Genomic DNA, 19592 nt, shown 5'->3' with positions numbered 1-19592 from the left:
GCACCGACCGGGGTGTTCTCCGAAACATTTCCGCCGCTAAAAACCGTGTGACAGCAATGGTTTGCTTCTTTTAAAAGCCAGGCGCGCGTCACTTTCCGTTGCAACAGCGAAAGGACCATCTGCGTGCCGACAAGAACGTTCGTGATAAGCATGGCCAACAGTTGCCCTGCGTAACCGCAAGTAGGAAAGCCATTTTGCCACCGGCTGGCACCGGCGCGTGGCCTTCGACAGGCTCAGGCTGAGCGGGTGAAGGGCGCCGAGTGGGGCTACTAGCCCCGACGCCCAGTCTCAAGCCGCCTCGATCTCGCGCTGCAATTCGTCGCTGGCGGCTTCCAGCAGGCGCGCCTCGACGGCTTTCATCCGGTCGGGCGCGACTACCTTTCCTCCCGTCAGGTCGGTGACGTAGAAGATGTCGACCGCGCGTTCGCCGTAGTGGGTGATGTGGGCGGAATGGACCACCAGCTGGCCTTCGAACAGCGCGCGCGCCAGGCGGTTGAGCAGGGCAGGCCGGTCGCGGGCGGATACCTCGATCACGGTGAAGCGGCTCGATGCGCGGTTGTCGAAGGCAACCGCGGGGCGCACATCGAAATGGCCGGCGCGGGTGCGGGGCAGCGGCCGCTTGGCGAGGCCCTGCACCAGCTCGCTGCGATTGGCGATGGCATCGCGGATCGATTGCTCCAGCCGTTCCAGCTGCGGTGCTTCCGCAAACGGCCGACCGACCGGGTCCTGCACCAGGAAGTTGTCGACCGCCTTGCCGTTGGTGGTGGTATGGATGCGTGCGTCGATGATGTTGCCACCGGCGAGGTGGATGCCGCCTGCGATGCGGTAGAACAGGCCGGGGTGGTCGTCGGCGATGATGGTGACCAGCGTGGCGCCGCGATCTTCTACGAATTCGGTGTGGACCGACAGCATGTGGTCCATTTCTTCCGCCGCGCGGTATTGCACCAGGTTGCGTGCGGCGATGTCCTCGGGCTCGGCGATCCAGTAGCTGTCGGTGAAGAGGTCGGCGATGGCATCGTAATCGACCGCGTCGTCGGCGATGAGTTCGCGCACGGTGCGGCGTTTCATCGCCACGGTTTCCGCGCGCCCGCGGCTCTTGTGGCCCAGCCGCAGCCGTTCCTCCGCCAGTTCGTACAGCTGGCCGATCAGCTGGCGCTTCCAGTCGTTCCACGTGCCGGGGCCGACGGCGCGGATGTCCACCACGGTCAGGATCATCAGCAGCCGCAGGCGTTCCAGTGTGCGCACTTCGGCCACGAAATCGCTCACGGTCTTGGGATCTGACAGGTCGCGCTTCTGCGCGGTACGGCTCATCAGCAAATGCTCGCGCACCAGCCATGCAACCAGCTCCGTCTCGCCCTCGTCCAGGCCGAAGCGGGGGCACAGCTCCTCCGCCACTTCGCCGCCGAGCACCGAGTGGTCGCCGCCGCGGCCCTTGGCGATATCGTGCAGCAGCACCGCGACATAGAGCACGCGGCGATGGGCAAGCTGCGGCATCAGCGCGGTGGAGCGCGGGTGGTCCTCCACCAGCTCGCCGCGCTCGATCCGGCTGAGCAGGCCGATGGCGCGGATCGTGTGCTCGTCCACCGTGTAGTGGTGGTACATGTCGAATTGCATCTGCGCCTCGACTTTACCGAAATCGGGCACGAAACGGCCGAACACGCCCGCCTCGTTCATCCAGCGCAGCACCGCTTCGGGATCGTTGCGCCCGGCCAGCAGCTTGAGGAACAGCGCGTTCGCCCGTGCATCTTCGCGTACGTCGCGGGTGATCAGCTTCATGTCGCGCCGGGCCTGCCGCATCGCGTCGGGATGGACTTCCAGCGCGTGCTCCTCGGCCAGCTGGAAGATCTCGACCAGCCGAACCGGATCGTCCCTGAACCAGCCGTCGGTGCGCGCGGAGATCTTGCCGCCGAACACCTCGTAGCCCTTGAGTTCGCGCGGGCGCGGGCGGAACGTGGCGAGCAGGCCCCGCCGCGCGGTCTTCTTCGCGAACTGTTCGTCCAGCTGGCTGAGGAACACGCCCGTCAGGCTGCCGACCCGCTTCGCCTGCAGGAAATAGAACTGCATGAAGCGTTCGACCGCGCTCTTGCCAGGCCGGTCGGCATAGCGCATCCGCTTCGCCACCTCGCGCTGGAGGTCGAAAGTCAGGCGGTCCTCGGCCCGTCCGGTGATCGTGTGGAGATGCGCGCGCACCGCCAGCAGGAACCGTTCCGCCCGGCGGAAGGCCCGGTATTCGGTCTGGGTGAAAAGCCCCTTCTCGACCAGCTCGGCAGCGTTTTCCACGCGGTGGATATACTTGCCGATCCAGTAGAGCGCCTGCAGGTCGCGAAGCCCGCCCTTGCCTTCCTTCACATTGGGTTCGACGACGTAGCGGCTGTCGCCCATGCGCTTGTGCCGGGCGTTGCGCTCTTCCAGTTTCTCGGCGACGAACTGCTTCTCGCTGCCGGAGACCACTTCCGCCCAGAATCGCGCCGAGGCCGCATCGTAGAGGTCGCGGTCGCCCCACAAATAGCGCCCTTCGAGCAGGGCGGTGCGGATGGTGAGGTCTTCCTTCGCCATGCGGATGACATCGTCGAGCGAGCGACTGGAATGGCCGACCTTCAGGCCGAGGTCCCACAGGAAATAGAGCAGCGCCTCGATTACCTGTTCGCACCACGCGGTCTGCTTGCCGGGGGTGACGAAGGCGATGTCGACATCGGATTGCGGCGCCATCTCCTCGCGCCCGTAGCCGCCGACGGCGATCAGGGCGATCCGCTCCCCGCTGGAACGGTTGGCATTGGGATAGACGTCGGTGGCGATGTGATCGTGCAGCACGCGGATGATCTGGTCGATCAGGAAGGTCTGGCCCGCTGCGATCTCGTGCCCCGCGTTGGGGCTGTCGGCAAGCCGGCGCGCCAGTTCCTCGCGCCCCTCGTCGAGCGCCGCGCGGGCAAGCTTCACCACCTCCTGTCGCGGTGCCCCCTCGGCGGCGAGGGCGGCGATCCGGCTGGCAAGCTGGCGGCGATCGATGATCGCCCGCTGGTCGGGAATTCGGATCGCCGTCAAGCCGTCACCCGGCCGCGAGTTCTGCGGTGTATAGTTCGCGTAAGCGCTTGCGGTCGATCTTCGCCGTGCCGAGACGCGGCAGCGGGCCGTCGGCCTTCCACAGCAATTCGGGCACCTTGAAGCGAGCGATATGCTCGGCCACGAAGGCGCGCAATTCGTCCTCTGTCAGGCTGCTGCCTTCGACCGGCAGCCATACGGCGGCAGGCACTTCCCCCAGCCGTTCGTCCGGCACGCCGAAGACGGAGCATTCGGAAATTTCCTCGTGCGCGTAGATCGCCTGTTCGACTTCGAGACAGGAGATGTTCTCGCCGCCGCGGATGATGATGTCCTTCTTGCGGTCGACGATGTAGAGATAGTCCTCTTCGTCGAGATAGCCGAGGTCGCCGGTGCGGAAGTACCCGTCCTCCATGATCGCGGCTTTGGTCGCCTCGTCGTTGTCCCAGTAGCCGAGGAAGTTGGCGATGGTGCGGATCGACACTTCACCGATTTCGCCCTGCGGCAGGCACTGGCCATCGTCGTCCAGGATGCCGATGTCGACCAGCGGGCGGCTGGGCGTGCCGGTGGAGCCGGGCTTGGCGAGGTAGTTCTCGTTGAAATTGCCGCAGCCAACGCCGTTGGTTTCGGTGAGGCCGTAGCCGAGCAGCGGGAAGCCTTCCGGGAATGCTTCCTTGATGCGGGTGACGTGTTCGACCGGGCGCGGCGCGCCGCCGGCGGCGAAGCTCTGGCAGGCGGACAGGTCGTAATTCGCGCGGTCGGGATGGGTGGCGATTTCGTAGCTCATCAGCGGCACGCCGACGAAATAGGTCACCTCTTCGTCCTCCATCGCCTTCATCGCGGCGACGGGATCCCACTTCGGGATCAGCACCAGCTTGCGGCCCAGGGCGAAGCTTTGCAGGAACAGCGGCACTTCGCCGGTGACGTGGAACAGCGGCACGGCCACCAGCGCGCAGGGCTGGCGCGTCGGCGCCTCGCCCTTGGCAGTGAGATAGCCCAGCGCCATCGCGCTTTGCGCGACATAGCTCATCGTGCCCTGCACCACCCCGCGGTGGTCGGAATAGGCGCCCTTGGACTGGCCGGTGGAACCCGAGGTGTAGAGGATGGTGGCGAGATCGTCCGGCCCCATTTCGGGCAGTGCTTCGGGCTCGCCCGCGCTTGTCATAAGGTTCGACAATCCGTCCTGCCAGCTGGAGTCGTGGTCCATCAGCACGATCTTCGCGCCGTGGTCGAACCCGTCGAGCCGCTTCGCCCGCTGCTCGTCTGCCAGCACCAGCGTGCAATCGGCCAGCGCGATACCGTCGCGCAGTTCCTCGCCAGACCACCAGCCGTTGAGCAGCGTGGCGCAGCCGCCCGCCATCAGCGATGCCATGTAGGCGACGATCCAGTTGGCGGAATTGCGCGCGGCGATGCCGATGCGGTCGCCCTTCTTCACCCCGTGCGTCGCGATCAAGCCGGCGGCGACCGCGCGGGCGGCCATGTAGGTTTCACCGAAGGTCAGGCGGATGTCGCCATCGACAAGGAACGTCTTGTCCTTGTGTTCGCCCATGCAGAAATAGCCGAAGTAATGCGGCAGGCTGGGCGGGGCGTTCACGAAGATCGGCAATTCGCGCCCGAACCGTTCGATGGTGCCAACTTCGAAAGGTCCCCCCTGGTCGAGCAGGTGGTCCATGACGGTATTGAGGGCGACATCGAGCTCGGTCTTCATCCGCATTCTCTCCAGTTTGATTCGTTTTTTACCATTTAGGGCGGCGCGCGGGGTTTTACCAATCCCCTCCCTATGGCAAAGGCCGCGAAATACAGGCGCGGCGGGCCATTCCGTGCGCGCGGGAGGATTGCCCTGGTGCTGGAATTGATGGCCGCCGCAGCCAACGAACCGATCTACTGGTCGGACCTTGGCCTCAAGCCCGGGATCGAACTCGGCTTCTTCACCCTGCGCTATTATTCGCTCGCCTACCTGCTCGGCATATTGTTTGCCTATTGGCACGTGTCGAAGCAGATCAAGGCGCCTGGCGCGCCGATGGGGCAGACCCATGTCGACGACCTGTTTTTCTACTGCACACTAGGCGTGATCTTCGGCGGCCGGCTCGGCTACGCGATGTTCTACGACCAGAGCCTGTTTACCAGCTTCGACGGCGAGGGCTTCGTCAAGTGGCGCCTGCTGCGATTGTGGGACGGGGGGATGAGCTTCCACGGCGGGCTGATGGGCGTGCTGCTGGCGATCGGCTGGGTTTGCCGGCGCGGCGGGCTCAACTTCATCCGCGTGTGCGATTACATCGCCGTGTCGGTTCCGGTCGGCATGTTCCTCGGCCGGATGGCGAATTTCATCAACGGCGAGCTTTGGGGCCGCACCACCGACGTGCCATGGGCCATGGTTTTCCCGGGCGCGGGTCCCTTGCCGCGCCATCCCAGCCAGCTTTACGAGGCCTTGCTGGAAGGTCTGATCCTCGCCATCGTGCTGATCTACCTGTTCTGGCGCACCCGCGCGCGGTTCAAGCCCGGCCTGCTCGTCGGCCTGTTTACCGTCGGCATCGCGGCAGGGCGCTTCACGGTCGAATTCTTCCGTCAGCCAGACGAGCAGCTGACCGAATTCGCCATGCGCACCGGCCTGTCGATGGGCCAGTGGCTCACCATCCCGCTGATGATCGCCGGTCTCGCACTGGTGCTCTACGCCATCCGCAAGCCGGAGCTTGCCAGTGGGGAAGCGATGAAGGCGAAAGCGGAAAAGGCCTGAGGCGGTGTCGTTCGACGACGGGCTGTCCACGGCGGAGCGGTTCCACCGCATCATCGCCCACAGCGGCCCGATCTCGGTCGCGCATTTCATGGGCGAATCGAACGCCCGCTATTACGACAGCCGCGATCCCTTCGGCAGCGCGGGCGATTTCATCACCGCGCCCGAAATCAGCCAGATGTTCGGCGAACTCATCGGCCTGTGGCTGGCCGACCTCTGGATCCGCGCCGGGCGCACCGAGCCGGTCCACTATGTCGAGCTCGGCCCCGGACGCGGCACACTGGCGAAGGATGCGCTGAAAGCCATGGCGCGTTACGGGCTGGAACCTGCCGTCCACCTGGTCGAAGGGTCGCAGGAATTGCGCGACATCCAGCAGGCCAACGTGCCGCGGGCGCGCTGGCACAACGACCTGTCGAGCGTGCCGTTCGACGGGCCGATCCTGCTGGTCGCCAACGAATTCCTCGATGCGCTGCCCGTCCGCCAGCTGGTGAAGACGGCGCATGGCTGGCGCGAGATCATGGTGGCGAGCGACGGCGAGACCTTCTCCCTTGTCGCGGGCGAGCAGCCGATGGAAGGCGCGGTTCCGGAAGCGCGGCGGCAGGCGGAAGAGGGCACGGTGCTGGAAACCAGCCCCGGTGCGGCGGCGACGGTGTTCGAAACCGCCGGCCGCCTGACCGAACAGGGCGGCGCGGCGCTGTTCATCGATTACGGCCATAGCGAGCCGCGCACCGGCTCCACCCTGCAGGCGATCCGCGCGCACGAGAAGGTCGATCCCTTCGCCATGCCGGGGGAGGCGGACCTGACCGCCCATGTCGATTTCCACCATCTCGCCCAGATCGCCCAGAGTCGCGATGCGAAGTGGCTGGGCACGACGACGCAGGGCCGCTTCCTTTCCGCGCTCGGGATCGACGCCCGGGCCAAGGCGCTGGGGGACTATGCGCCGCAACATGCCGAGGCGCTGCAAGCAGCGAAGGAGCGGCTGGTCGCGCCGGGCCAGATGGGCGACCTGTTCAAGGTGATGGCGCTGACCGATCCGGCCTGGCCGGACGGTGCCGGGTTCTAGGCGGCTCCTAGAGCCCGATCCGCTGCGCCAGCATCGCCGCCGCTTCGGCCGGGGTGCGCTTGTCCTCCCCCCGGTCGACCGCGAAATTGGCCTCGCGCATGGCTTCGACGTCGATTGCGCCGATGAGCGGGCGCAGCGCGTCGAGCAGGCGCGCATCCTGTGCCCGGGTCGGGGCGACCATCAGCAGCGCATCGTAATTGGGCAGCGCCTCACGCGGGTCCGCCAGGACCACCAGCCGGTCGGCGGCGATCCGCCCGTCGGACGTGTAGGCGCTGATCGCGTCCGCCTCTCCCGAGCGCAGCGCGTTGTACATGAAGGTGGGCGAGAAATTGCGCAGCCCGGCGAATTCGAAGCCATAGGCATCGCGCACCGCGATCCATTCGGGCCGCTCGAAGAATTCGGGATCGCCGCCGACCACCAGCTGCGGCGATGCGCGGGCAAGATCGTCCAGCGTGGCGATGCCCAGCGCCGCTGCCCGGTCGGCACGCATGGCGAAGGCGTAGGCGTTTTCGAAGCCTAGCCGACCCAGCACCAGCGTGCCGCTCGTCTCGCGCTCCCACTCGGTGATCGCCTCGTACATCGCATCGCGGCCCGGATTGTCCTCGCGCCCCAGCTGGTTGGTCCACAGCGTGCCGGTGTAATCGATGGCGATGTCGATCTGCCCGCTGGTGAGCGCGTTGTGGACCACGGCGGAACCGAGCCCGTCGCGGTATTCCACGGCGTATCCCGCCTCTTCCAGCTGCGCGCCGATCAGCCGGGCGAGGATATATTGCTCGCTGAACTGCTTGGCGCCGATCACGATCGTGTCCTCGTCCTCGCCCGCCCAGTCGACCTGGCTGGCGAAGGCGGCGGCCATGCCCAGCAGCACGGCGATCATCCCGCCCAGCCACAGCGTGCGATTGCGGGCGGCGAAGCCCCGCTCGACGAGGCCGAGCAGCGCGTCGGCCACCAGCGCCAGCGCCGCGCTGGCGATGCAGCCCGCCAGCACCAGCACCCAGTTCTGCGTCTGCAGCCCGGCGAAGATGGGATCGCCCAGGCTCGGCTGGCCGATGGTGGTGGCCAACGTCGCCGCGCCGATGGTCCACACCGCCGCCGTGCGGATGCCTGCCATTACGAACGGCGCGGCGAGCGGCGCTTCGACCAGCCGCAGTCGCTGCCAACGGGTCATGCCGACGCCGTCCGCCGCCTGCAGCACGCCGGGGTCGAGATTGGCCTGCGCTGTCACCGCATTGCGCAGGATCGGCAGCAATGCATAAAGCGAAAGGGCGAGCAGCGCGGGCAGGAAGCCCAGGGTCGGCAGCCCGTCGCCGAACACGGCGCGCAGCGACAGCAGGATCGGGAAGAACAGCGCCAGAAGGGCGAGCGCGGGGACGGTCTGGACGAGACTGGCGAAACCCAGCGCAAAGCGGCTGACCGTTTCCGAACGGCTGGCCCACACCGCCAGCGGCAAGGCCACCGCGATGCCGAGCGCGATGGCAGCCGCCGACAGCACGACATGGGCGGCGAGCTTGTCGCCGAGGCCGAGGAGGGCAGGGGCAAGGCCGCTCACCGCTCCAGCTCCGCCAGCCGCTCTGCCTGGTGACGGGGCACGGCGACCAGGCTTTGCGCCACCGCGCCGCCGCCGCCTGCCAGCAGCGACCGCGGCGTTTCGTCGGCCACGATTTCCCCTGTGTCCATCACCAGCACCCGGTCCGCCAGCAGCAGCGCTTCGGCCATGTCGTGAGTGACCATCACGGTGGTGAGGCCCAGCCGTTCGTGGAGGGCGCGCACCCGATCGCCCAGCGCATCGCGGGTGACGGGATCGAGCGCGCCGAAGGGTTCGTCCATCAGCAGCAGTTCCGGCCCGCCCGCCAGCGCACGCGCCACGCCGACGCGCTGCTGCTGCCCGCCGGACAATTCGGACGGCAGGCGATCCGCCATCGCGGGGTCGAGGTCGACCAGCTCCAGCAGCTCGCCAATGCGGCCCGCATCGGCAGGTTCGCCGGCCAGCCGGGGACCGATGCCGATGTTCTCCGCCACGCTCATGTGCGGGAACAGGCCGATCTTCTGGAACACGTAGCCGATCCGGCGGCGCAGCGCGGGCAGGGGGACCGCAGTGACATCCTCGCCGGCGAAACGCACCGACCCGGCAGTGGGTTCGACCAGCCGGTTGACCGTCTTGAGCAAGGTCGACTTGCCCGATCCCGACGCGCCCACCAGCGCGGTGAAACTGCCGCGTTCGACCGCCAGGTCGACGCCGCGCAGCGCCGCGATGCCGCTATACGACTTCGAAACAGCGTCGAATTCAAGGATTGCCCGGCCCGCCATGGGGGCCATGCTAGCCCGTGATGGCGTCCACCGGAACCGTCAGTTCCACAGTCATGCCGCCATCGGTCCAGCGCCGTTCGATCAGGCCGCGCAATTGCCCTTCCACGCTCATGGTAAGAAGGCGCGACCCGAAACCGGCTTCCGCGTCCTCAGGCTCAGGCACATCGGTTTCCCGCCAGCGAAGCAGCAGTGCTCCGTCCTGCTCGGCGATGGAAAGCGACACATCCCCTTCCGCGCGCGACAGGACACCGTATTTCGCGCTGTTCGTCGCCAGTTCGTGGAAGACCAGCGCCAGCGGCGTCGCCGCGCGCGGGCCGACCGGCACATCGTCGCCGTCGATCGCGACGCGGGGCCGGCCGGCTTCGTCATAGGGGGCGAAAATCCCCGCGAGCAGGTTTTGCAAGCTGGCCCCGGCCGCCGTGCCCTCGGGCCGGACGATGTCGTGCGCCTTGCCCAGCGCGCGGATCTTGCCGTTGATATCGGCGGCGAAATCCTCGTGCTCGGGCAGCTTGCGCGCCGACATGGTGATCAGGCCGGATACGACGGCGAAGATGTTCTTGATCCGGTGCGACAGCTCGTTGGCCAGCAGCTCGCGCGCTTCGTGCAGCTTGTGCGCATCGTCGATGTCGAACAGCGTACCGACCCACTGGATCCCGCCGTCGCCGGACGGCAGTGGCACTGCGCGCGAGACCATCCACCGCCAGCTGCCGTCGGCCATGCGCAGGCGGAACTGGTCGTCCACCTGTTCGCCGCGTTCGACCGCATCGAGGAAGTTCCGGCGCACGATGGGCCAATCCTCGACATGGATCGTCTCCGCGCACTCGTCCATGTCGCTGGGCGCGGGCCGACCGGTATATTCGCCGAAGCGCGCGTTGACGTAATCGAAGCCGAGCTCGGTGTCGGTCGACCAGGCGATGCCAGGGACGGAATCGAGGATCTGCCGCAGCCGTCTTTCGCGCCGCTGGCTGGCGGCCTGCGACAGCCGCTCCAGCCGATTGGCGAGCAGGCGGCGCATGACAGATCCGCCCAGTACCGCCAGCCCCTCGCGCTGGAACTCCGTCAGGCCGCCGGGGCGGGGTTTCGTGTCGATGATGCATAGCGCCCCGATGGGCGCGCCCTCCGTCGAAACCAACGGATGGCCGGCGTAGAAGCGGATGCCGGGCTGGCCGGTGACGAGCGGGTTGTCGCTGAAGCGCTCATCCACCGTCGCATCGGGGATTTCGAGCGGATCGCTCCCCAGCATGGCATGCGCACAGAAGCTGGTCGGCCGCGGGGTCTCGCGTTCGTCGATGCCTTCGGTCGCAAGGAAGCGCTGGCGTTCCTTTTCCACCACCGTGACCAGCGCGACCGGCGCGTCGCACAGCTTGGCGGCGAAGCGGGCGACCCGCTCCAGCTCGCCATCGTCCTGCAGCTGGTCGAGCCCGTACTGGGCCAGCACCTGGGCACGGCTATCCTCGCCGCACATGGCAGCGTCCGGTGCGGCACCGATGGGCCAGGGGATGAAATCAGGCTTCTTCATGTCCTTCGGCGCAGTCGTATAGGCGAATTTCTTCCCGAATTCCAAAAGCTTTGCGCGTCTGCGCAAGAAGTCTCGCTTTACCGTGGTTTGCGTTGCGCCGCCGCGTTGCTATGCGCGCTGGCGAGGAGACAAAGAGCCATGCGCGCAACCCCCGATTTCGACTTCCAGCTCGGCGAAGCGGCCGAGATGATTCGCGAAACGACCGCCCGTTTCGCCGACGAACAGATCGCCCCGCTGGCCAAGAAGATCGACCGCGAGGACTGGTTTCCCAAGGCGGAACTGTGGCCGGCGATGGGCGAGCTGGGCCTGCACGGCATCACCGTGAGCGAGGAAGACGGCGGCCTCGGCCTCGGCTACCTCGAACACGTCGTCGCGGTGGAAGAAGTCAGCCGGGCGAGCGCCAGCGTCGGCCTTTCCTACGGCGCGCATTCCAACCTCTGCGTCAACCAGATCGCGCGCTGGGGCAACGAGGCGCAGAAGGCGAATTATCTGCCGAAACTCATCAGCGGCGAACACGTCGGCTCGCTCGCCATGAGCGAGGCGAGCGCAGGCAGCGACGTCGTCTCGATGAAGGCGAAGGCGGACAAGGTCGAAGGCGGCTATGTCCTCAACGGCACCAAGTTCTGGATCACCAACGCGCCCTATGCGGACACGCTGGTGGTCTATGCCAAGACCGCGCCAGAGGCGGGCAGCCGCGGGATCACGACGTTCCTGATCGAAAAGGACTTCGAAGGCTTCTCGATCGGCCAAAAGATCGAAAAGGTCGGCATGCGCGGCAGCCCTACGGCAGAGCTGGTGTTCGACGATTGCTTCGTGCCGGACGAGAATGTGATGGGCCCCGAAAACGGCGGCGTCGGCGTGCTGATGAGCGGGCTGGATTACGAACGCGTGGTGCTTGCCGGCCTGCAACTGGGCGTGATGCAGGCCTGCCTCGACACGGTCATCCCCTACCTTCGCGAACGCACGCAGTTCGGCAAGCCGCTCGGCAGTTTCCAGTTGATGCAGGCCAAAGTGGCCGACATGTATGTCGCCCTGCAATCGGCCCGCGCCTACACCTATGCCGTCGCCAAAAGCTGCGATGCGAACAAGACTACCCGCTTCGACGCGGCCGGCGCGATCCTGCTGGCATCGGAAAACGCCTTCCGCGTGGCCGCCGAAAGTGTTCAGGCGCTAGGCGGTGCAGGCTACACGCTCGACTGGCCGGTGGAACGCTACATGCGCGACGCCAAGCTGCTGGATATCGGCGCAGGCACGAACGAGATCCGCCGCATGCTGATCGGGCGCGAACTGATCGGGGCGGCGGGATGAGCGCACCCGTCCTCACCTCCGCACTCGACCGCGAAGATCCGCAAGCCAAGGCACTGTTCGCGCATAACGAGGCGCTGGCCGCACAGCTGCGCGAGCGTGTCGCCGAGGCGGCGCTGGGCGGCAGCGAGAAGCATCGCGAGCGCCATGTCAGCCGCGGCAAGCTGCTGCCGCGCGAGCGGGTGGAGCGGCTGCTCGATCCCGGCTCTCCCTTCCTCGAAATCGGGCAGCTGGCCGCGAACGGCATGTACGAAGGCGACGTGTCGGGCGCGAGCATGATTGCGGGCATCGGGCGGGTCAGCGGGCGGCAGGTGATGATCGCCTGCAACGACCCCACGGTGAAGGGCGGCAGCTACTACCCGATGACGGTCAAGAAGCACTTGCGCGCGCAGGAGATCGCGCAGGACAACCGCTTGCCTTGCATCTACCTCGTCGACAGCGGCGGGGCAAACCTGCCCTACCAGGCGGAGGTCTTCCCGGACCGCGACCACTTCGGGCGCATCTTCTTCAACCAGGCGAACATGAGCGCGATGGGCATCCCGCAGATCGCCTGCGTCATGGGCAGCTGCACCGCGGGCGGGGCCTATGTGCCCGCCATGTCCGACGAAACGGTGATCGTACGTAACCAGGGCACGATCTTCCTCGCCGGGCCGCCGCTGGTGAAGGCAGCGACGGGCGAGGAAATCAGCGCCGAGGATCTTGGCGGCGGCGATCTCCATGCCAAAAAATCGGGCGTGGTCGACCATCTGGCGGAAAACGACGAGCACGCGCTCACCATCGTGCGCGATATCGTCAGCCACCTTGGCGACAACCATGAGGCGGCCAGGGACGTGGGCCTGCGCGATCCGCGTCCGCCCAAATTCGACGCGGACGATCTCTACGCCCTGATCCCCGACGATGTCCGCGCGCCCTACGACGTGCACGAGGTCATCGCGCGGCTGGTCGACGGCAGCGAATTCCACGAATTCAAGGCGCAATACGGCTCAACCCTCGTCTGCGGCTTCGCGCATATCTGGGGCATGCCGGTGGCGATCCTTGCCAACAACGGCGTGCTGTTCTCCGAAAGCGCGCAGAAGGGGGCGCATTTCATCGAGCTTGCCTGCCAGCGCCGCATTCCGCTGCTGTTCCTGCAGAATATCTCCGGCTTCATGGTCGGCGGGAAATACGAGGCGGAAGGCATCGCCAAGCATGGCGCGAAGCTGGTGACGGCGGTCGCCACCGCCACTGTCCCGAAAGTCACAGTGGTCATCGGCGGCAGCTTCGGGGCGGGCAATTATGGCATGTGCGGCCGCGCCTATTCCCCGCGCTTTCTGTTCACCTGGCCCAATGCCCGCATTTCGGTGATGGGCGGGGAGCAGGCGGCATCGGTCCTCGCCACCGTCCACCGCGATGCCGACAGCTGGACCGACGAGCAGGCCGAGGAATTCAAGGCCCCGATCCGCCAGAAGTACGAGGACGAGGGCAACCCCTACTACGCCACCGCGCGCCTGTGGGATGACGGGGTGATAGACCCGGTCCAAACGCGCGACGTTCTCGGCCTGGCCTTTGCCGCCACGCTCGAAGCGCCGATCCCCGAACGGCCGCAATTCGGGGTGTTCCGGATGTAGCGGCGCAAACACTCGCATTCCGTAGCGTGACTGCTAGGGCCGCGAGCGGGGAGACAAAAGCTGGCCAGTCGCAATCCGTCCGTCCTGTCGCGCATCGTGCGCTGGATCATCGTGCGCATTTTCAAGGCGAAGGGCTGGCGGATCGTCGGCAACCTGCCCGCGCATCTCGACAAATATGTCATCGCCGGTGCCCCGCATTCGTCGAACTGGGATTTCGTGTTCTTCGTCGGCGCCACCGCGGCGGAAGGGGTGAGGCCCGCCTTCATGGGCAAGCACACGCTGTTCAAGGGCATCATGCGCAATTTCATGTTCGACATGGGCGGCGTGCCGATCGACCGCAGCCGCCGCGCCAACGTGGTCGAGCAGGTGGTCGAGGAGTACAACCGGCGCAGCGACCTTGCGCTGGTGATCGCGCCGGAAGGGACGCGCACTTCGAACGGCGAATGGCGGTCCGGCTTCTACAACATCGCGGTCGCCGCCGGGGTGCCGATCGTGCCGGCCTGGGTGAACCCGCAGGAGCATGTGCTGGGCTTCGGCGAGCCGATCGAGCCGAGCGGCGATTACGGCGCGGACCTGATGAAGATCGCCCGCTTCCTGCGCGATGCGCGCCCCGATTACGATCGCTACAAGGTGCTGGAAGCGCAGGCCCAGGCGCTGATCGACGCGGCCGGCTGACTTCGCCTGCGCACGAGGTCAGGCCGCCTTTCCGGCAGCGCGCGTAACCTGCACATAGGGCCTGACCGCAGCGGCCAGTCGCTCCAGCGTGACGGGCTTGGCGATGTGGCCCTGCATCCCGGCATCAGCGCAGGCCTTCACGTCGTCGGGAAAGGCGTTGGCGCTGATCGCCAGGATCGGCAGGCGTTCGGCATCCCAACCCGCCTCGCGTAGGGCGAGGCACGCTTCCAGACCGGTCATCACCGGCATCTGCAAGTCCATCAGGACGAGGGCGTAGGGCGTGCCGGCCTCATCGGCCGCGCGCACCATGTCGATGGCCACTTGCCCGTTTTCCGCGACATCTACCGCCAAGCCCAGCGCGTACCCCATCTTGACGATCAGCAGCTGGTTGATTTCGTGATCCTCGGCAAGCAGGACGCGGCCGGGCTGCGCTCGCTTCCGGCTTGCCGGACGCGGCGAGGGCGCCGGCTGGCGGGCCGCGGAACGGGCTGGCGGAAGGGCGGGCTCTTGCGGGGGCTCCACCCGGTGCGGCCGCGGCGTCGCCTCGCTCCGCCGGCAGGGGATCGACAGGGTGAACGTGCTGCCGTTGCCCGGCGTGCTATCGACCATCAGCTGCCCGCCGAGCATCCGGGCGAGCTGGCGCCCGATCGGCAGCCCCAGTCCTATGCCGCCCTCTGGCCGCGCGACATTGACCGGAAGCTGGCGGAATTCCTCGAAAATGACCTTGTGCGCGGCCGGGTCGATCCCGATGCCCGTATCGCGCACCGTGATCTTCAGCATCCCGTCCACGGCCTTGGCCGCCACTACGATGAAGCCGCTGTCGGTATAGATAATGGCGTTGGCGACGAGGTTTTCGACGATCTGGCGCAGGCGGCGTTCGTCGGTCAGGATGGCGGCAGGCACGCTTTCGTCGACCCTGAGGGACAGCGACAGGTGCTTTTCGCGGGCGCGCTGGCAGCTGCGGTCCACGATGTCCTTCAGCAGCGCACCGAGATCGGTCGGCGCGACATCGACCGACATCGCGCCTGCCTCCACCTGGGCAAGGTCGAGCACGTCGTCGAGGATTTCGGTAATCCGGCCCGCGCTGCGCGAAACCTGTTCGAGCGAGCGCAGCAGGTTCGGCTCCCCCACCTCGCGCGACAGCATGTCGCTGTAGCCGACCACCGTGGCTGCGGGTTCCCGCAACTGGTGGCTGAGGCGTGAGAGGAAGGCCGCCTTGGCGCGGCTCACCTCGTTGGCGCGGTCGCGCTCGGCCTCCACTTCGCTGCGCATCCGGTATTCGCCGCTGCGGTCGGCCAACATGCCGAACAGGGCGACCGGGTTGCCTTGCGGATCGAGTTCGGGCTGGCCGCGTGCCTCGACATATTTGTGCGTGCCGTCGGCGGCGATCAGGCGGGCGCGGAAAATCCACGGCGTGCCGTTGGCGCGGCCTTCCTCGACGTGGGCTGCCACTGTCTCGCGGTCTTCGGGGTGGTAGAAATCGATCGCTTCGGCCAGCGGCGGCGTCTTGCCGGGCTCAATTCCGTGGATGCGGGCAATTCCGTCGGACCAGAACAGTCCGTTGCTTTCCAGATCCAGCCGCCAGTGGCCGATTTCGGCGATCTCCTCGGTCAGTTCAAGCTGGCGGTTGCGTTCTGCCAAGGACAGGCTGGCCGAGCGCTCGCGGGCGGCGATCCGGTCCACCTCCTTGCGCTGCTCTGCCGTCAGCCGCTCGAAGCGCAGGCTGCCCTGCAGCCACGCCACCAGCATGCCGCACAGCGCCACTGCCAACACCACACCGTCCCAGCGCACGATGAATTCGCCCACGTCTCTTCTCTCCGTTTCCTGACGCAACCAGCGTTAGGCGAGGGGGCTTTGGCCCGTAGCAAACCGCACCATCCGGGATTTTGCGTAGTTACCGGATGCCTTCACGCTGGTGGCGCGGAACATGCCGGGCCGTCAGGGGTTTAGGAGGCAATCGGGAGGGTTCACCAGGGAGATGAACCCATGGACAATACTACAATCCTCGTGATCGCCGCCGTGGCGGTTGTCGTTCTGCTGCTGATCCTGTGGATGGCGATGCGCAAGAAGCGCACCGACGCCCTGCGCGACCAGTATGGCGACGAATACGACCGCACCGTCGAAGATCGCGGAAGCACGGACAAGGCCGAACGCGACCTGATCGAACGGGAAAAGCGGGTCCACCAGTTCGACATCCGCCCGCTTGATGCTTCCGAGCGCGAGCGTTTCACCGGCGAGTGGACCGAAACGAAGGCGCTTTTCGTGGATGCCCCCAACGAAGCGGTGCTGCGCGCCGACCGCCTGCTGACCAACGTCATGCAGACCCGCGGTTTCCCGATGGCCGATTTCGACCGGCGCTATGAAGACCTGACCGTCGATTACGGCGATGTGGCGCGCCATTACCGCGCCGGCCACGAGATTGCCGATCGCCAGCACGATGCCTCGACCGAGGATTTGCGCCAGGCGCTCAACCACTACGAGAAGCTGTTCGCCGAGATGGTGAGCGGCGGAAAGGTCGATCGAGACGGGGACGGTATCGATGACCGCGTCGAGACCCGCCGGATCGACCGTGACGGCGACGGAGTGGACGACCGCGTGGAGGCGGCGCCTGCCAGCGAGCGCCCCCACACGACCAAGTCGCTTCTGGGCTGAACAGCAGCGTCAATTGCAAACGGCGCGGCAGCGACGCCGCGCCGTTTGTGTATGTCGCTCAGACGTCGAGGTTGGCGACGTTCAGCGCGTTATCCTGAATGAACTCGCGGCGCGGTTCGACCACGTCGCCCATCAGCCGGGTGAAGATTTCGTCCGTCACGTCGGCGTCTTCCACCTTCACTTGCAGCAGGGCGCGGTTGTCGGGGTCGAGCGTGGTCTCCCACAGCTGTTCCGCGTTCATTTCGCCCAGCCCCTTGTAGCGCTGTACCGACATGCCCTTGCGCCCGGCGGCAAGGACCGCGTCGAGCAGTTCGGTCGGGCGGGTGATCATGCCGTCGGGCTTGAAAGCGGGCGCTTCCACGTCGGTCTCGTCCTCGGCCGCATCGGCCGCCGCCTGCGCTTCGGCTTCGGCGCTGCCGCGCTTCACCAGCCTCGCGGGATTGGCGTAGATATCGCCCAGCCCGGCGACAAGGCCGTGGAGGCGGCGCGCCTCGGCGCTTTCGAGGAACTTGCCTTCGATGAGATGCACGTCGGTCACGCCGCGCCACACCCGGTCGAGCCGCGCGCCATTATCGGTCAGCGTCCCGCTCCATGTCGCTTCCGGATCGCTCATCTGCATCCGTTCGGCGGCGCGGGTCATGGCGGCTTCCCGCGCTTCGCGCGACGCTGCGGGATCGAACGCGCCGGCCAGCGCCATCGCCTCGATGATCGCCGGATCGTACTTGCGCGGTACGAAGGCAATCAGGTTGCGGATGCGCAGCGCCTGTTCGACCATCGGGCGCAGCTCGGCCTCGTTGCACTCGTCGCTGTCGGACAGCAGGATGCGGTCCTGCAGGCCGCCATCGACCAGGTAGCGGTCCAGCGCCGCCTGGTCCTTCAGGTAAACCTCGCTGCGGCCCTTGCTGACCTTGAACAGTGGCGGCTGGGCGATGAACAGGTGCCCGTTCTTAACGATCTCCGGCATCTGGCGATGGAAAAAAGTGAGCAGCAGCGTGCGGATATGTGCGCCGTCGACGTCGGCGTCGGTCATGATCACGATCTTGTGATAGCGCAGTTTGTCGAGATCGAATTCGTCGCGCAGCCCCGTGCCCATCGCCTGGATCAGCGTGCCGACTTCCTTCGACCCGATAATCCGGTCGAACCTTGCGCGTTCCACGTTCAGGATCTTGCCCTTCAGCGGCAGGATGGCCTGGATCTTGCGGTCGCGTCCCTGCTTGGCGCTGCCGCCAGCGGAATCGCCCTCCACCAGGAACAGTTCGCACTGAGCCGGATCGCGGTTCTGGCAGTCGGCCAGCTTGCCGGGCAGGCTGGCGATGCTCATCGCGCCCTTGCGGCTCATCTCGCGCGCACGGCGCGCAGCCTCGCGCGCGGCGGCGGCATCGATGATCTTCTGGATGATCGCCTTGGCGTGGGCGGGATTTTCCTCCAGCCACTCGGTCATCTTCTCGCCCATCAGGCTTTCCAGCGGCTGGCGCACTTCGGAGGAGACCAGCTTGTCCTTCGTCTGGCTGCCGAATTTGGGATCGGGCAGCTTGACGGAGACGATGGCGGTCAGCCCTTCGCGCATGTCCTCGCCCGACAGGCTGACCTTTTCCTTCTTCATCAGCCCGCTGGCGCTGGCGTAGTTGTTCAGCGTGCGGGTCAGCGCGGCGCGGAATGCGGCGAGGTGGGTGCCACCGTCACGCTGCGGGATGTTGTTGGTGAAGCACAGGACGTTTTCATAATAGCTGTCGTTCCATTCCAGCGCGACGTCGATGCCGATGCCGTCCTTTTCCGCGCTCACCGAAATGGGATCGGGCACCAGCGGCTGCTTGTTGCGGTCGAGATAGGACACGAATGCCGCGATGCCGCCTTCGTAGAACAGGTCGTGCTCGGCCACGTCCTCGCCGCGATTGTCGCGCAGCAGGATGCGCACGCCGGAATTGAGGAAGGCAAGCTCGCGGTAGCGATGCTCCAGCTTGTCGAAATCGAATGTGGTCACGTTCTTGAACGTTTCCGTGCTGGGCATGAAGGTGACGCGGGTGCCCTTCTTCAGGCCGTTATCGTCGCCGTTGCTCGCCACCGGGGGGGCATCGCCGGTAACTTCGAGCGATTTCACCGCCTCGCCATGCTCGAAACGCATTTCGTGAACCTTGCCGTCGCGCCAGATGACCAGCTCCAGCCATTCGGACAGGGCGTTCACCACCGACACGCCGACCCCGTGGAGGCCGCCGGACACCTTGTAGGCGTTGTCGTCGCTCGTATTCTCGAACTTCCCGCCGGCGTGCAGCTGGGTCATGATGACCTCCGCCGCGGAGACGCCTTCTTCCTTGTGCATGTCCACCGGGATGCCGCGGCCGTTGTCTTCCACGCTGACGCTGCCGTCGGCGTTGAGTTCGATCAGCACCAGGTCGCAGTGCCCGGCCAGCGCCTCGTCGATGGCGTTGTCGGAGACTTCGAAGACCATGTGGTGCAGGCCCGATCCATCGTCCGTGTCGCCGATATACATGCCGGGCCGCTTGCGCACGGCATCGAGGCCCTTCAGGACCTTGATGGAATCGGCGCCATAGCTGTTGGAATTGCGGGCGTTTTCGCCCGTCTTTTCGCTGTTCTCGTCCATGCCGATTATATAGGCGCTGCGGGGCGAATTACCAAAGCAAACCGCGCCTTTTGCCCACAGCTTGGAGGAGCCGGCGCGGCCATCGGTTACATTTGAAA

13 protein-coding genes are annotated in these 19592 nt (G+C 66.3%); 6 read left to right on the top strand and 7 right to left on the bottom strand.

Annotation, left to right across the window (positions count from 1 at the left end):
* Positions 1–288: 288 nt before the first annotated feature.
* Both QQW98_RS03760 and QQW98_RS03755 read right to left on the bottom strand, forming a co-directional pair.
* The gene (locus tag QQW98_RS03760; RefSeq protein ID WP_290136215.1) at positions 289–3042 is read right to left on the bottom strand and encodes a [protein-PII] uridylyltransferase; all 2754 of its coding nucleotides are present in this window, start codon (positions 3040–3042) and stop codon (positions 289–291) included.
* A 4-nt stretch (positions 3043–3046) separates the two neighbouring features.
* The gene (locus QQW98_RS03755; protein ID WP_290136214.1) at positions 3047–4744 is read right to left on the bottom strand and encodes a class I adenylate-forming enzyme family protein; all 1698 of its coding nucleotides are present in this window, start codon (positions 4742–4744) and stop codon (positions 3047–3049) included.
* Positions 4745–4891: 147 nt separating this feature from the next.
* On the opposite strand from QQW98_RS03755, the gene lgt reads away from it, so the two are divergent.
* Together lgt and QQW98_RS03745 are read left to right on the top strand one after the other, a co-directional pair.
* The gene (gene lgt / locus QQW98_RS03750) at positions 4892–5770 is read left to right on the top strand and encodes a prolipoprotein diacylglyceryl transferase (protein WP_290136848.1); all 879 of its coding nucleotides are present in this window, start codon (positions 4892–4894) and stop codon (positions 5768–5770) included.
* 4 nt (positions 5771–5774) lie between these two features.
* Positions 5775–6830: a class I SAM-dependent methyltransferase gene (locus tag QQW98_RS03745; RefSeq protein ID WP_290136213.1), complete on the top strand. Its 1056-nt coding sequence runs from the start codon at positions 5775–5777 to the stop codon at positions 6828–6830.
* Positions 6831–6837: 7 nt separating this feature from the next.
* On the opposite strand, the gene QQW98_RS03740 is transcribed toward QQW98_RS03745, so the two are convergent.
* Genes QQW98_RS03740 through QQW98_RS03730 form a run of 3 tightly spaced genes read right to left on the bottom strand, consistent with a single transcriptional unit; the run spans position 6838 to position 10722 of the window.
* Positions 6838–8379, bottom strand: a complete 1542-nt coding sequence (locus QQW98_RS03740; protein WP_290136212.1) for a glycine betaine ABC transporter substrate-binding protein — start codon at positions 8377–8379, stop codon at positions 6838–6840.
* Positions 8376–9146, bottom strand: coding sequence for an ATP-binding cassette domain-containing protein (locus tag QQW98_RS03735; protein ID WP_404800859.1), 771 nt, complete (start codon positions 9144–9146; stop codon positions 8376–8378). Before QQW98_RS03735 ends, QQW98_RS03740 begins: the two co-directional genes overlap by 4 nt.
* Position 9147: 1 nt before the next feature.
* A complete protein-coding gene (locus tag QQW98_RS03730) occupies positions 9148–10722 on the bottom strand; it encodes a sensor histidine kinase (protein WP_290137077.1) in 1575 nt (524 codons plus the stop codon).
* 72 nt (positions 10723–10794) lie between these two features.
* Between QQW98_RS03730 and QQW98_RS03725 the strand changes: the two genes are divergently transcribed.
* The 3 genes from QQW98_RS03725 (at position 10795) to QQW98_RS03715 (ending at position 14243) form a co-directional block, all read left to right on the top strand.
* Positions 10795–11964, top strand: coding sequence for an acyl-CoA dehydrogenase family protein (locus QQW98_RS03725; protein ID WP_290136210.1), 1170 nt, complete (start codon positions 10795–10797; stop codon positions 11962–11964).
* Positions 11961–13568, top strand: coding sequence for a carboxyl transferase domain-containing protein (locus tag QQW98_RS03720; protein WP_290136209.1), 1608 nt, complete (start codon positions 11961–11963; stop codon positions 13566–13568). The genes QQW98_RS03725 and QQW98_RS03720 overlap by 4 nt, the downstream gene beginning before the upstream one ends.
* A gap of 96 nt (positions 13569–13664) precedes the next feature.
* Complete coding sequence (locus QQW98_RS03715; RefSeq protein WP_290136208.1) at positions 13665–14243, top strand: 1-acyl-sn-glycerol-3-phosphate acyltransferase; 579 nt, start codon at positions 13665–13667, stop codon at positions 14241–14243.
* Between the two features lie 18 nt (positions 14244–14261).
* Here QQW98_RS03715 and QQW98_RS03710 read toward each other — a convergent pair whose 3' ends face one another.
* Positions 14262–16049 (bottom strand): PAS domain-containing hybrid sensor histidine kinase/response regulator, encoded by a 1788-nt coding sequence (locus QQW98_RS03710; protein WP_290136207.1) that lies wholly within the window; start codon positions 16047–16049, stop codon positions 14262–14264.
* Positions 16050–16229: 180 nt separating this feature from the next.
* Here QQW98_RS03710 and QQW98_RS03705 point away from each other — a divergent pair, with 180 nt between their 5' ends.
* Positions 16230–16895, top strand: a complete 666-nt coding sequence (locus QQW98_RS03705; protein WP_290136206.1) for a hypothetical protein — start codon at positions 16230–16232, stop codon at positions 16893–16895.
* 58 nt (positions 16896–16953) lie between these two features.
* On the opposite strand, the gene gyrB is transcribed toward QQW98_RS03705, so the two are convergent.
* Positions 16954–19494 carry a DNA topoisomerase (ATP-hydrolyzing) subunit B gene (gene gyrB, locus QQW98_RS03700; protein WP_290136205.1) on the bottom strand — a complete coding sequence of 847 codons (2541 nt, stop codon included), beginning with the start codon at positions 19492–19494 and terminating at the stop codon, positions 16954–16956.
* Between the last annotated feature and the right edge of the window lie 98 nt (positions 19495–19592).

Source organism: Alteriqipengyuania flavescens, assembly GCF_030406725.1.
Taxonomy (GTDB): domain Bacteria; phylum Pseudomonadota; class Alphaproteobacteria; order Sphingomonadales; family Sphingomonadaceae; genus Alteriqipengyuania_B; species Alteriqipengyuania_B flavescens.
The sequence above is the reverse complement of the archived record's forward strand: the minus strand, read 5'-3'. Positions and strand labels throughout refer to the sequence as shown.